The sequence below is a fragment of the Pseudoalteromonas sp. NBT06-2 genome (genome assembly GCF_002276045.1).
Classification (GTDB): domain Bacteria; phylum Pseudomonadota; class Gammaproteobacteria; order Enterobacterales; family Alteromonadaceae; genus Pseudoalteromonas.
The window spans coordinates 1-14,452 of sequence record NZ_NQMR01000009.1 but is presented as its reverse complement, the minus strand read 5'-3'; the positions used below and the strand labels follow the sequence as shown (position 1 = coordinate 14,452).

The window sequence follows — 14,452 nt, the reverse complement described above, 5'->3', positions numbered from 1 at the left end:
GTTTTGATTAAGCTTCGATTTTTTCTCGTAAGAACTTAACTTTTCCGCAGTCAAACTCAATTACCTGTCCTGAAACTCTATCTGATAAAGACTCCATTAACTCGTCTTCTTCAACTGATGAAATGCCAGCTCTTGAAACTGATAAAATTACTAATTTTCCTGTTCCTACCCAACCTAATGCAAATTCTCTCAAGTAGCTTTTTAGTTCACTGATCTTGGTGATTGTTGGTGCGTTAGAACACAATTGATAATTGAACTGCAAGCCTTTGTCTGTTTCGCGAGCGTATTTGTAATCGATTCTTAGTTTCATTTTTCTACCCTTCCTTTCTTAATTTCTAATTAAATAATATAATAAAATTTAAAATAACACAATAAACAAATTGAAATAAATGCAAAAAAGACTTGACTTGTATAAAAAAGATATGAAAAACAGTGGTAATGATGTGGTTGGGGCGCTTTCTCTTGATATAATAAAGCTATAAATATACAGCAAGAAAAGAAATAAAATGACTGGAGTTATATTCATCCATCAGCATAATTGGGCGAAACAGACAGAAGAGCACTTTGAATAAGTGATAGCAGTACAAGGTTAACAATTAGCGGTAGTAATCTTAGTGAGCTTGAAGTGGCTACGCTTGCTGAAATAAAATCTGGTGAAAATATAGCTCTTATTGAAAACACTGATAAGAGTAAACTGGAATGGATTGCCTTTGAAAGTGTGAGTTATGATAGCGGAGCTGATACATAAACACTGAACAATCTTTGGCGTGGAACTCTGGGAACAGTACCCAGAGGCCACCTAACAGGTGCTAGAGTATGGTTTGTTAACTATGGTTTTTCGGAGACAGCTGACGTTGCAGTTAATACAGAGATGAGAGTTAAATTATCGACAATTACAGCCAACGGTGCTTTTTCAGTGGATAGTGCCACATCTCATGCATATTACATGGGAGAAGAGTATAAGCGTCCTTGGGTCCCAGGGCGATTGAAAGTAAATTATAAAAGCAGTGGTTCTTCTTTTGCGCATGATGAGCAATTAACTATTAGATGGACAAGGCGTGATCACACTTCACTTGTAGTTGAAAAATATAGTTCCACGACTGATTATGTGAATGAAGATATATCATGGTTGGTGACCATTAGAGATAGGGGTACAGGCGCTGTACTCCGTTCTGAGTCGGTTCTTGAGGACTCACTTGACTTTGATAACGAAACCACTATTAATCCAGACGGAGTGCATTACAAGAACTTGGATATTGAAGTGCAGGGTAAGATTGGTGGCTTGAAATCACGGTAAAAGGCAATCTTCAACATAACTCGTGATAACCCTCCAGCATAAATAAAAGCCCCAACCTGGGGCTTTATTATTAACTGGTTTGTTTTCACCGAAGGTGGCCGCTCCACTTCGCGGAGCGAATGGTAGCCAGTTATCTGGCGATATACGACACTCTAGATTTTACTACCTCAAGCTCTGACCATTGTCTGTTAGTAAGATACTCATTAATCATATCAATACTAGGTTGAGTGATACTGTAGTCTCTAACGCGACCAGAGCCTTCACTAGAATCAGTCTCCAACCCAAACTGCTCAAGCATTTGATTTACTGTACGAGTACCATTGGTGGGCAGTTTAGTTGGCAACTTCTTATCAAACCTCATTTTGTTGAATTTTTTGCGGTCAATCATTAATTCTGCAAGCAAAGCATTGGCATCTTCAACAGTAAAAGAACCTTCTCCAGTAAATGGGCATAACCCTAACTTATCAAAAATCTTATTGAAGAAGTCATGGTGAATAGCGAATTTTTTGCGGTCACGGTCAGGGCCTGAATCACCATTATCAATTAGTACGCAGCTTTCGCGATTAGCTCTTAGTAGCTCAAGACTCTTAACTAATGAAGTCATTGTACCGCGACCATAATTAGAGATATCTTTTCTTGTTAATTCGGTTTTACCTAAGGTTCTTTCAATCTTCTTTCTTTCAATAGCATCTGCATCAGCACTACTACTCTCACCACCATTTGCCATAGCTTCAGCATTATATGTGCTATCAGCTGCTTCAGTGCTTAGCATGCGGTTTTTAAAGTTATTTGACTCGATGGTGATTGCTGAACGGTCAGCTGTTTCACCAATTTCAACACTGGTTGTATCATTGCTAGCAACAACATTAAAGCCTTCGTATTGAGCACAAAAATAAAATGCAGCTTGGATATTATTTCTGTTGTAGTTTGATTCTGCTTCAACTTCAGCAATAAATAAATCAAGATCAGTAGCATCTTCCTGCGTAAGTTCACCAAAATTATCAATTAAGTATTCTTTGCGACTTCTAATGCCCACCCTGAAGTTTGCACAAGGACGATTACGGCGAAGCATTTGGATTGCATCAGTTGATGTAATAACACCTTGAAAAAGGCCATAGTGGAGCTTGTAACGGTCAGATGTAATGCTTACTGAGCTGGTGATACAAGGAGAGTAAATTACGAAGTTGTACTGCTCATCAGTGTTAATATTCTTTAAGAAATTTTGAATGTCAGTATTGCGAATATTATCAGAAGTTATCACGATGGCACTTACCTCGTCATTATTCCTGTACTTGTCATATAACCTATCTGCTTGAGCTTTTGAATCAGTAGCAACCATAATGGGCTCAGAACCAACCAACTGGTCAATCTCGCCTAGCGCTTGATTGTAGTCAATCATGTTAATAGTTTTATCTGAGAAGTCCAAGCGACCATGCATCAACTGAACATCTTGACCTGTTGAGTCCTTAACAAACTGAAGGGTACGGTCATTTGCATCAGCGTCCGAAACGATAATTGACTTGGCATTTTTACACACCTTTTTAAGTGTCTCATATACATTTTCACGTTGATGCACAGTGCCGCATGCCAAGAAGTCCAGTCCTTGCTTACCTTCCTCTAGAATCACTACATCAACGCTATTCATGAAGCCCTGTAGGTTTTTTTTGATGATACTGTTAACAACAATCTTCAGGCACTTAATCTCATCTTCAGTTCCAGGCATTATTTCGTTGTAATGAGTAACACCAGGAATATCAATGTTGTTATCAGCAATGGTGATACGGTGAACAACGTAAAGAACTTTCAGTCCATTATCCATGCAGTGCTTGATAATTTTCTCGTTTAACTCTGTTTTACCAAAGCCAGTGCCAGCACGATTTAACCAGTTATCTTCAATAAAGCTCTTAACTTTTACAAGTGGAGCCCAAAGTGATTCCTGGTCTTTTTGCTTGGTTATCTTTTTAGCTTTTAATATACGAGATTTTTTGCGTTCAATAATCTCAGTAGCCTTTTTAAACAACCATTGTAAATTTAGACACTCATTCGCCTTGTAAAGCTCAGCAATTGCAGAATCAGGCGTTATGAAAGGGAAGCTTTTAAGAAGTTGATGTAGGGCTGCTGTAGCACACTTATACAATTCATCTTCTGGACATACAGATACACGAGCTACTGAAAGCTCTTCAAAGCTCATTTTAGTGCAGTCAATCAGTTGATTGTTGTGCTCAATCTTCATTTTATTGTTAACGCCAATCATAGCCTCTGCATCGTTTGCAGCGGCCAACGTCAATGATTTGTAGCCAAAGCTTTCGCGGTAAAAAGAGATTACTTCTTGAAGATTATCTGCAATTAATACAGTGCCATCTATGGTTTGAGCTTGCTCAATAGTGCTTACGATACGGGCTGTGCTGATGTCTTGTTTGTTGCCAATTAGGCTGTGAGGCAATACGTCCTCGTACAATGGTGTGATGATATTCATGACTTCTCCGAGTCTTTTTTGATGCTTTATTGTATTTTGCATTATTTTCATTTTTACGTCAACCATTAATTATGATCTTATTAAGTATTAGTTGCGGCTAATAATGAAATTGAAAGAGGTGTTAGCAATTGTTAATACTGTTTTGGTGGGGTTTTTCGATGTAAAGTGTAATTTTACCATAAAATAAAAGATAATTAAATTGTAATTAATGCTTGCGTATATGATGAGCGGACACTATAATTAAATTATCAAGAAGTGATGAGCTTGATACTCCAGTTTTTCCCCGGCCTCCTAGGTCGGGGTTTTCTTTTAAGAGGCTATTATGGTATTTCTGATTAAAAACGGTTCTATAGAAAGTAGTGAATTTAAGACGGTAAGAGAAGCTTTATCTTGTTTTATAAAAGAGCAATGGTCTGAAAATGCAGAGATCTTTATGCGTATATCAGGAGCTGACATACCGATTCCTAAAGAGATTATAGGTAAAGCGATTACTAGTGGAACCTTGGCAGAAGCTGAAGGCGACATTCAAGCCTGGGTGGCTATAAACATGGTTAGCTATGTATAATCAAGCCAGCTCAGTGAGCTGGCTTTTTTGTTATGACAAATCTATATCAGTGCCTCCAGAACCGCCATCATCTGTTAAGTGTTTCCACACATTGCATTGAGTATCAGACTCTATTTGATTAACGATATCTAGTGGCTCGCTAAACAAGTCATACTCTGTAGTTTGCTCTTTGTATTCATGCAGTGTGTATTCAAAAAATTCAATCTCTCTACGCGCAAATAATACTTCCAAAAGATCCATGACAGCCATCATCATAAGAGCAATTGTTTTTTGTTCTTTAGTGCGACAAAATGACAGATTAACGAAACCTTTTGCGATTGGCTTGGTTCTAGCTCTTGATCCCAACATTTTTATTGAGCGCAATTGACTTTTGTTAACTTTGAACGATGCAGTCATTCTTTGCGGCACCGGTGCAAGTCCGATATATTTGTCATCGCGACTAGGGTTGTAGTTCATTTTTTCCTTATGAATCAGCTTGGGCCAGCTGAAACGAGTACCCTTGATTTTTGACCCACTGATCATTGGAGAGTCCATTTTTTTGCCGCCTTTTTTGAAGCCAAGCACTTGGTAGTTAACTCCCCTGATGCTTCCATCTTTATTTTTAACTGCTTGCAGTGAAACATTGCGCTTAGCGAGCCCTAGAGCAAAATCCTTGATTGTTTTTGGTTTGCCATCACTCTCATATAGATTTTTAATGCGAGCGCGTATAATGGCTCCCCAGTCGTTATCTAAGCATGCCTGGCGGGAGCCGTGGCCTTTCATCTGTGCTTTTGTAAAATTGTAGCCAAAGTCATTTTCGGAGCCCGGCGTTGCGACAATGCGTAGGTTATGCCGCAGCTCAAAAGCCCGCATGACAGGCCATCCTTTTTCATAATCCAATGACGTTTTAACTAGCTGATTGCCTTTAGAGGGTTGTACTAAGCAGGATATGATGTGAGCATGCTGGCCACCGTCTTTATTGGTTTCGTTACTGGCATGGCCAAGTGTAGTGTCATTGTGTAGAGCTGAGGTCCACTTCGTATCAGGGCCATACCCGACAGCAGTCATATATTCATTGATTAACGTCATCCAATCACTCACATTGACCTTACCTGTATCTTCTGGAGCGATTGACAAGACGTAATGCTTGAATTTTTTCTCTGCGGTTTTATTCAATCTGCCCCACATTTCCATCTCATTAATCACCTCATCCAACTCAAAGTGCTTAGAACCATCTTCGTTTATCTTCAGAGGATTGCTTAAGATATTTCCACCCAGGTGAATAACATTATCAGCGTCTACAGGGTGTTCGTGACCATCACCGCGATATACATATATTACCGTTGGACCAGCGTCAGGTCGTGATGCTTTTGGATTTGCTGTAGCCATTGTTACTCTCCTTGTTTAACTATGCTTACTTTCGGGGCGGAAATCGTTGTTGTTAATGCCATCATTACCTTTCTGATTGACTCAATCTTTTTACCCAGGTCAACTAAATTTAAGTCAGTTACAGCGGTATGACATAAATGCATTGCTTGGTTCAGATTATTGGCCACAGGTACAAGTTCAATGAGAAGGTCGCGTGATACAGCTGGTGCTTGCACTGATTGATAATGGCCTTCATGAATCATCGTCAAAATGAAGTCATGCAAGAACTTGGAAACGTTGGTTCGTTTTTCTGTTGCATAACCGGCTGCTTTAGATTGCTCAACAAAGAAATCATAAACTTCTTCAGTACAGCTAAACTTAATCTCCTTGTCTTTTGTTACTTCTTTTTTTGGTGCTCCGCCCTTGTTGAATGTAGTCATGACAAACTCCTTTTTTGTTGTTATTATTTTTGTCTTTATTATGTGTGTTGATTCGGAACTAATACTCTGTCTTACTAACGCAATGCCTCCGACATGAGTACCAAAGCGTTGTATGAACTAATGAGAGGTTACGTAGTGAGCCTGTTATTAGTGAGTTAAAACATTGCTGGCTTAATACTTACCCAAAAAAAATAGAAATGTAGATGTTTTGAGTTTTACCGCACTAATAATAAAACATTGGTTATCTCTTGCATATATTTTCCACTTTATTATATGGTGGTGCAAGTGGTTTTTATCTGTATAACTGAAAGTAATTTTTTGTCAATTGGGCTTGATGGGTTGGTTTGTTATTTTTTGGTTTGAGTTTTAAGTCCGTTAAAACTGTATTTCACTGTCACTAGCGACACCAATACAGTCTTAACTGGCTGCAACAGTGACAATATTGGCAATTCCATAGTCTTTTTTTGATTTGGGCAGCAGCTGCGCTGCTAAAAGTGATGCCAGTATTCCTTTTTCTTGCCGCAGTGGCGGAGTGTGACGATTTTTTATTTCGCAAGGTATGAGTGCGACCACTTACCTATTTCGCAAACAAGTAGTGCGAACACAGTTTTATTAATTTGCTTTCGCAGTCAGTGAGTGTGAATTTAGTTTTTGTCGCAAAGGAGTAGTGCGAAATAGTCATGACAATAGATGTGATATCCAGTAGATAAAAACAACCTGGCTTAAGTTCGCGTAGCGGTAAAATACAAAAAATATTGAGCACAAAAAACCGCCTCGGTGACGGCTTAATTTATTTATCTTCTTCTGGCTCGGGATTGAAAACAGCAATATCTTCTGCTGATAAAATGCGAGCTGCTCGTTTCATTGCATTGAATTTCTCATAAAATGTATTGATGGTTGCTGGAGTATTACCGACTTGTGATGCTACATCATCTTTTGACATGCCAGCATCTAAGCAAGCATTTATATACTCATATCGACAGCTGTACAGCGTATAATCTCCCTTAAGCCCTACCTTTTTTAGATACGTCATGTATTGATCGAATGATTCCTCAAGCTTTGGATTTCGACCTTCAAAACCTGCAAACATCACATCATTTCGTTTTTCTTCAGCTATTTCTCCAATGCTTTTCTTGATGCCATAGCGTACATAGTAGAGCTGCTCAAGCGTTGAAGCTGTCTCAGCATTGATGACAAAATTTCTGCTCTTGCGCTCAATCTTATTTCCGATGCTGACGTGCTTTGCCATTTTTCCGGTAACTACACGCATTTTATATGCTTTTTTTCTTTCCCTATTCATCACAAATGTCTCTTGGGTTAGCAATCCCCATGTCAGCCCCATGACCTCTTTGCCAGGTCTCATGCCTGATGCACACAAAAAATTAAAATACAAAGGGAGCAATTTTCTCTTGTGTCTTGTGATTTTGTTATTTCTTGAGCTTTCATAAAAATTCATGAAGTTCATCAAAATTAAATCTCGATCATCTATGTCAAAAACATCACCGCCTTCACTTTCAATGAAGTCGAACTTGGGGAGCTTGGGAACTGATTTGATGTATCGTTTTTGCAGTGCATAATCGAATATCAATCCAAGTGTGGTTTTGCGTTTTGTTGCTGTTGTTTTCTTCATGTTCTGAAATTTTTCATGCTGCATCATCTGGCAAAGTTCAGGATATTCGATAGCAGTGATAGACAAACGCTTGAAATCTTCAAATGTAGCGTAGTGATTTTTAACAATACCTGCGTAATCAGCCTCTGTTGGCCTATAACTTTTATCACTACTCTTCGCGATTTTATCGGCGGCTTTTTTAGTTAAAATATCTTCGACTTCTTTGCATATATAAGTCCACAAAATTCGAGTGTTTACTTTAAGTGTTCCCGCTTCAAATCTTGCAAGTACGTCAGCTCTTATTTCACCAGCCTTCATAGTAGCTTCTTGAATGCTTGATGCCTTGGTACTTGTTCTGAAGTCTCCTGAATTTAACCCAGGTAGTTTAACTCTACACCAAAAAAAAGGAGAGATGCCATTTCTGTATAGTGATAAGCCCTTGTCTAAATTGAGCGTTCCTTCCAGCTTCTCTAGATCGGTTTGCAGTGCAGTGATAGAATCATCGGAATCACGAAGCCCTTTAATTGCTTTAACCACTTTATGCATTTCAGCATCATTTTCGTCAAGATCCATCAGGTATTTCATTAGCTCAAGCTTATTCATTTGACCTCGAAGTAGCGCAAAAAAAAAGAGGGAAAGAGCATATCATATTAGGTATGATATGTATATTTTATGTATATTAGTAGTTTAGTATGTTGTAAGCTTTATGTTTTTAAAGAGTTTTTACTTTAAGTTGGGGGATTCAAAATCCCCCGCCTTCGGGTGTGGCGGTTCGAGTCCGCCTACTGGTACCACTTTTTAACCCTTGCCTTTGGCAAGGGTTTTTTTATGCCTGAATTTATGTTTAAAAAACACAAAAAGGGATACCATTTCTCAATCCGGCCCGCCTTCCGGTGAATTGATGGAACTGTTACCACTTTTGACCTTTATTTTTAGCAAAGCTTTTTCAGAACTTAAATTTTAATTCTTTTGTGAAAATACATTGAGAAGTAGTGTTTACATTTAATTTTCATTAAAGTTTTATTGATTATTTCTTATAAAGGTTACTACTGAGATTAGCCTAGTATTATTTTATAAATGAATCATGTATAAATAATGTTAAACTATTTATTTTTAAAGCTTTATTTTCTTTTCAGTCAGTTTACATTGTATGTTATTTTACTGAATGAAAGTTTGTATTTTATACAGAAGGAGTTTGAAATTGATCAGAGTGGAGAATCTCACACGAACTTATGGTTCAGGGGATATTCAAGTTAAAGCATTAAGTGATGTGTCATTAACAATTCAAGATAATGAATTTGTGGCTGTTATGGGCACTTCTGGTTCAGGGAAGTCAACTTTAATGAATATTCTAGGCTGCCTAGATACGCCAACTTCGGGTGAGTATTTATTATCAGAGCAGTCAATTAAAGAAATTGATGATGTGAGCCTATCTAAAATTAGAAATGAAAAAATAGGATTTATTTTTCAAACATTCCATTTGCTACCCAGATTAAGTGCGCTGCAAAATGTGACTTTGCCTTTAAGATATAGCGATATTGATCCTGAAGAAGCCCAACAACGTGGTAGTGAGATGTTAGATAAGGTTGGATTGAAAGATCGCAGTCACCATAAGCCGTTTGAAATGTCAGGTGGTCAACGTCAAAGAGTTGCAATTGCCAGAGCCTTAGTTAATAAACCAAAAGTAATTTTTGCTGATGAACCAACAGGTAATTTAGATTCAAAAACATCATATGAAATTATGGAGCTGTTATGTCAGTTACATGCACAAGGTCAAACTATTGTAATGGTCACCCATGAGGAAGATATCGCTGCCTTTGCTAATCGAATTATTCGAATGAAAGACGGCAAGGTGATTGAGGATAAGTTATGTACAAAATAATAATACTGGGTTTTGGTTTGTTATTAATGTCTTATACTTTACAAGCATCAGCTATTTTATCAGGACAAGTGAAAGCCGCTGATAATCAAACGTTTTATGCACCAAAAACTGGAAATTGGAAAGTACAAGTACAATGGATATTGCCAGAAGGCGAAGTTGCTCAAGAAGGCGATCTTGTCATGGTATTTGATAGTGGAACAATTCAAAGCGAAATTGAGCAACTCAAGGCGAGTCTTATTTCAGCTGAAGAAGAATTATATCGTATAAAAAGTAGTAATGAGCAAAGCTTACTAGAAGCCAGGTATGGAAAAAAAAGAACAGAACTGCTTTTGACAAAGTCACGTATTGATGCGAGTGTTTCTGCTGACTATTTAAGCCAATATGACTATAAAAAAAATCAATTAAAATTCGAAAAAGCAGTGATAGCTGATGTCAAGGCACAAGCAACTTTAAAGCAGACTAAAGTTGCTAATAGAGTAGCCTTAACTAAGCAGGAAATTACAATTAAAAAATATCAACAGCGGTTAGAGTATAATCAAAATAAGTTTAAGAAAATGAGTGTGTATGCACAGCGCAAAGGCCCTGTGCTATATGCAAATCACCCTTGGAGTGGAGAAAAAATATTTGTTGGTATGACGGCACAACCAGCATGGAAAATTGCAGAGATCCCCTCCTTAAATGGTTTATATATTGAAGCTTGGGTGCATGAAGTGGATCATAAAAACTTAATCTTAAATAGCCGTGCAAAATTGAAGTTTGATGCTTATCCAAATACTGTTTTATTAGCAAAATTAGCTGACATTTCTACGCAACCTGAAGCACAAAAAGAATGGGGTAATGATGTGTATTATCGTACTATTTTTGAGTTCAATGCTAATACGCATTTTAAAGTATTACCGGGAATGAGTGCACAATTAGAATTCGAGGGCGTAAATCATGAATAGGTTTTTAATATTATCTATATTATTTTTATTACTTGGCTGTGAACAAGTAGCAAACGAAGCTGTAAAAGAAGAGAAAGTTGAAGTGATTGTTTATGCAAGCGGAGAACTAGAGTCTAAGCAAACAGCTATAATAGCTCCACCTTCAATATCTAGAATGTGGCAGTATCAAATAAAGCAGTTACTCCCTGAAAATTCCCAAGTAAAAAAAGGAGAATTATTGGTCTCTTTTGATGATAAAAAAATAACAGATAGATTGTTTGATAAGCAGGTTGAGTTAGACCGTGCTCAAAAGGAATTAGACAATAAAAAAATCAAAGAAATCGCAACCGAGCAAGAATTAATCTTAGCGGTAGCCGAAAAGGAAATGGAGTTTGAAAAAGCAAAACGCAAAGCTGAAATTGTTGATAATAGTCGTTCTGAGAATGATAGGAAAAAATCTGCAATCGACTTTACTGTAGCGCAAAATGATTTGTTTTTGTCACAAGAAAAATTAAATTTTCATAAAAAGAATAGTGTGTTAAATCTTAAGTTAGCACAGGGGAGAGTAGACAGGCTTGCTGCAGAAATAGATGACTTTAATAAAGATATTGAAAGGTTAAAAGTTAAAGCACCTATGGATGGTATGGTGATTTATAAAGCAAATTGGGAAGGAGAAAAACCAGCTGTAGGAGAGAGTATACAGTTTGGTCAACCTATCCTTGAATTAGCTGTTATAGAACAGATGCAGTTAAAGGCACAAGTTGCGGAGTCTGATAGTGGTAAGTTGGCATTAGGGCAAAAAGTAAAAATTATACTTGATGGCACTCAAGATCAAAGTTTTAGCGGGAAAGTGGTCAACTTAGGTCGTGTCTTTAGAAATAAATCTCCTCAAGATAAAAAGCGTATTTTAGATACCATCATTGAATTTGATAAAACTAACTCATCAGTGATGCTCCCTGGTATGACAGCCCGTATAGAGGTGATCACTAAGGTACTTGATAAAGCGTTAACTTTACCTATAGAAGCTGTGAAAGATTTGTCTGATAGTAAAATGATCACTTTAGAATCTGGCGTAGAGAAACCAGTAGAAGTGGCACATATCATAGGTAACAAAGTTGTGTTGGCTAAAGGTGTAAAACAAGGAGATGTAGTTGCGCTATGAATAAATTAATTTTTATACCTATGCTATTTTTATTAGCTTGTAACTCTGAGCAGAACGCGACTTTAAAGTACATAGTAAAAAATGAAAACTTTGCTGTCAGCATACCTGCAAAAGGAGAGTTGTTTGCTGCTAAAGCGACTGTTGTGAGTACCCCTGTTTCACGTACTGGCGTACAGAATATTTCATGGCTCGCACCAGAGTTTTCTATGGTTAAACAAGGTGATGTCATCGCGCGTTTTGATGGTGAAGCTATGTTAGTGAAAAGTCGAGAGAAAGAAAATGAACTCGCGATTACTAAACAAGACATTATTGAAAAAACAGGTGTTTTAAGTAAAGAGCTTGATGCTATCAGTAAGGATATTTTAATCATAGATCAGGAAAAACTTTTTGCTGAAAAATTCTCAATTGATGATGAAAGGATCCGTTCTAAATTAGAAATAATAGACTCATTGCAAAACACAGCTTACCTTGGCTCTAAGCAAGATTATTTAAATTGGAAAAGTGATAGTTTCAATGAAAGTTCGGCTGGAGATATGGGCTTATTGAAAATGCAGCAAGATCAACATCAAGGAAAGCTCGACTTACTTAACGATAGTTTAAACCAATTAGAAATCAAAGCACCGCATGATGGTTTATTAGTATATAAAACAAACTGGCGTGGTGAAAAACCCAGAGCAGGTCAATCAATGTGGCCAGGTGAAAAAATTGCTGAGTTACCAAATATTACGCAAATGAAAGCTAAATTATATGTCATTGAAAGCGAAGCAATTGATTTAGCTGAAGGTAAAAAAGTAAATTTACAATTATTTGCTTATGCAAATTTACCCTTTAAGGGAGTGGTTGAATCTGTTGCACCTTTTCCTGCATCAATAAAAAGAGGGGATCCGCAAAAATACTTTGAAGTCATCGTCGCTTTAGACGAACAAAACCCTAAGCTTTTTGTTCCAGGTAGAAAATTGCAAGCAAATATTGAAATCGCAAAACCAGCATCTAAATTAATCGTGCCGCTACAGGCGATATACACTAAAGAAAACCAATCATTTGTATATCTCTATCAAGATGATGAATTAACTATGGCAGCAGTAACATTAGGGCAAGCAAGTTTAAGCCATGTTGAAATATTGACTGGATTAGAAGCTGGCCAGGAAATATCTTTAATGGATCAGGAGCAAAACTAAATGAAATATCTTGATATATTTATTGATACCGCTGCAGAGCTAGCTCAGCATAAATTACGTACTTTGCTTACTTTATTAGGTATGATTTTTGGTGTCGGTGCGGTAATTGCTATGCTTAATATCGGTGAAGGTGCAGAACGCGAAGCCTTAAAAATGATAGATACTATGGGTTTGCATAATTTAATTATTGAAGCTAAGGAATTTGAAGATAAAGAGCTTAAAGAGCAGCGTAAACACTCAGCAGGGTTAAGTATTAGAGATGGTGAAATAGCAGCAAAAGCTTTACCTTTTGTCGAGGCTTTTAGCGCTCAAAAATTAATTGATACCTATAGTCTTTTCAGCTCTAAAGGTAAAAGTGATGGAGAAGCAATTGGTGTCAGCTCAAGCTTTTTTGAATTATCTAAATTTAATTTAGCACAAGGGCGTTTACTCAATGACGATGATGATTTAAGTTTTTCACAAGTTGCATTATTAGGTTCAGCTACTGCAAAGCAGTTATTCCCATTAGGCGGTGCAGTGGGAAAAAACATCAAAATAAATCATTTATGGTTTAAAGTAGTTGGTGTGTTAGAAGCCCCATTTTTGAAAAAACAAGAGTTTCAAGGTATTAAACTCGGAGGGGCACAAAGCCGAGTATTTGTACCACTTAAAACATCTATACATAAATTTGCGAGTAAAGATTTAGATAGTGAAATCACAAGTTTAAAGCTAAAGATCAATAAGTCTGTAGATCCAATTGAAGCTGCTAAAGCTGTGAGTCATTTATTAGCCCGTCGCCATAACAAAGTGGATGATTATACGTTAGTGATCCCTGCAGCTTTACTTGCGCAGCAAAAACAAACACAGCAGATATTTAATATTGTAATGTCGTGTGTTGCAGGTATTTCATTATTGGTTGGTGGTATTGGCATTATGAATATTATGCTTGCCACTGTACTTGAACGTACTAAGGAAATTGGCTTATTACGTGCTATTGGCGCAACTCAAAAAGATATTCAACTACAGTTTATTTCAGAGAGTTTTACAATTTCAATTCTAGGCGGTATTTTAGGCGTATTTTTTGGCATCTTGCTGTCAGAGTTAATTTCTATTTATTCTCAGTGGGCTGTTTCATGGTCATTAACAGCGATTGTTTTGTCATTTAGCATATGTGCTATGGTAGGATTAATTTTTGGTGTTTATCCCGCTATTAAAGCATCAAAGCTTGATCCGATAGATGCTTTGCAGAGTGACTAATTTAATAGCTTTTCAAAAAAATGCTTAATATATACGCGTGCTACTTGAAAATGTAGGTTTCAGAACTTGGGTAGGATACGAGTACAAGGAATTATTTGTAATTCATGCATTCCCTGATGAATCATAGTGCCGTATCGTTTTCTACTCAACTCCTGTAGGGCAAGACGATAAGCGGCCAACAGCGTTGTTATAAGATATTTGTTGAGAATGACTTAACGACACATCTTATGCCTCGTATTTGACACGCTTTTCGACTTGCTAAAATCACGCATTATCATGTTGCATGGGTATATATACCCTTGGCACTTCAAAGTTTAATCACAGAAAATAAATTAGA

The 14,452-nt window shown here is 37.2% G+C and carries 13 protein-coding genes; 8 read left to right on the top strand and 5 right to left on the bottom strand.

Going from position 1 to position 14,452, the window contains the following annotated elements:
* Positions 1–7 precede the first annotated feature (7 nt).
* Complete coding sequence (locus CJF42_RS03340; RefSeq protein ID WP_095365325.1) at positions 8–310, bottom strand: hypothetical protein; 303 nt, start codon at positions 308–310, stop codon at positions 8–10.
* A 315-nt stretch (positions 311–625) separates the two neighbouring features.
* Between CJF42_RS03340 and CJF42_RS28995 the strand changes: the two genes are divergently transcribed.
* Complete coding sequence (locus CJF42_RS28995) at positions 626–748, top strand: hypothetical protein (protein WP_286203464.1); 123 nt, start codon at positions 626–628, stop codon at positions 746–748.
* Positions 749–871: 123 nt separating this feature from the next.
* Complete coding sequence (locus CJF42_RS03335) at positions 872–1,297, top strand: hypothetical protein (protein ID WP_095365324.1); 426 nt, start codon at positions 872–874, stop codon at positions 1,295–1,297.
* Between the two features lie 130 nt (positions 1,298–1,427).
* On the opposite strand, the gene CJF42_RS03330 is transcribed toward CJF42_RS03335, so the two are convergent.
* Positions 1,428–3,839: a DEAD/DEAH box helicase family protein gene (locus tag CJF42_RS03330; RefSeq protein ID WP_095365323.1), complete on the bottom strand. Its 2,412-nt coding sequence runs from the start codon at positions 3,837–3,839 to the stop codon at positions 1,428–1,430.
* A 256-nt stretch (positions 3,840–4,095) separates the two neighbouring features.
* On the opposite strand from CJF42_RS03330, the gene CJF42_RS03325 reads away from it, so the two are divergent.
* Positions 4,096–4,338 carry a hypothetical protein gene (locus CJF42_RS03325; protein WP_095365322.1) on the top strand — a complete coding sequence of 81 codons (243 nt, stop codon included), beginning with the start codon at positions 4,096–4,098 and terminating at the stop codon, positions 4,336–4,338.
* Between the two features lie 30 nt (positions 4,339–4,368).
* On the opposite strand, the gene CJF42_RS03320 is transcribed toward CJF42_RS03325, so the two are convergent.
* The 3 genes from CJF42_RS03320 to CJF42_RS03310 all read right to left on the bottom strand — a co-directional run bounded on the left by CJF42_RS03320 (position 4,369) and on the right by CJF42_RS03310 (position 8,337).
* Positions 4,369–5,706: a relaxase/mobilization nuclease domain-containing protein gene (locus CJF42_RS03320; protein WP_095365321.1), complete on the bottom strand. Its 1,338-nt coding sequence runs from the start codon at positions 5,704–5,706 to the stop codon at positions 4,369–4,371.
* Between the two features lie 2 nt (positions 5,707–5,708).
* Positions 5,709–6,125 carry a hypothetical protein gene (locus CJF42_RS03315; RefSeq protein WP_095365320.1) on the bottom strand — a complete coding sequence of 139 codons (417 nt, stop codon included), beginning with the start codon at positions 6,123–6,125 and terminating at the stop codon, positions 5,709–5,711.
* 790 nt (positions 6,126–6,915) lie between these two features.
* Positions 6,916–8,337: a site-specific integrase gene (locus CJF42_RS03310; RefSeq protein WP_095365319.1), complete on the bottom strand. Its 1,422-nt coding sequence runs from the start codon at positions 8,335–8,337 to the stop codon at positions 6,916–6,918.
* A gap of 598 nt (positions 8,338–8,935) precedes the next feature.
* Here CJF42_RS03310 and CJF42_RS03305 point away from each other — a divergent pair.
* From CJF42_RS03305 to CJF42_RS03285, 5 genes are read left to right on the top strand one after another with little or no spacing between them, the layout of a single operon-like run.
* Complete coding sequence (locus tag CJF42_RS03305; RefSeq protein ID WP_095365318.1) at positions 8,936–9,616, top strand: ABC transporter ATP-binding protein; 681 nt, start codon at positions 8,936–8,938, stop codon at positions 9,614–9,616.
* Positions 9,604–10,560 carry an HlyD family secretion protein gene (locus CJF42_RS03300; RefSeq protein WP_095365317.1) on the top strand — a complete coding sequence of 319 codons (957 nt, stop codon included), beginning with the start codon at positions 9,604–9,606 and terminating at the stop codon, positions 10,558–10,560. Before CJF42_RS03305 ends, CJF42_RS03300 begins: the two co-directional genes overlap by 13 nt.
* The gene (locus CJF42_RS03295) at positions 10,553–11,701 is read left to right on the top strand and encodes an efflux RND transporter periplasmic adaptor subunit (protein WP_170940459.1); all 1,149 of its coding nucleotides are present in this window, start codon (positions 10,553–10,555) and stop codon (positions 11,699–11,701) included. The genes CJF42_RS03300 and CJF42_RS03295 overlap by 8 nt, the downstream gene beginning before the upstream one ends.
* The gene (locus CJF42_RS03290; protein WP_095365315.1) at positions 11,698–12,879 is read left to right on the top strand and encodes an efflux RND transporter periplasmic adaptor subunit; all 1,182 of its coding nucleotides are present in this window, start codon (positions 11,698–11,700) and stop codon (positions 12,877–12,879) included. Before CJF42_RS03295 ends, CJF42_RS03290 begins: the two co-directional genes overlap by 4 nt.
* Entirely contained in the window at positions 12,880–14,115 is a 1,236-nt protein-coding gene (locus tag CJF42_RS03285) for an ABC transporter permease (protein ID WP_095365314.1), read from the top strand.
* The last annotated feature ends 337 nt before the right edge of the window (positions 14,116–14,452 follow it).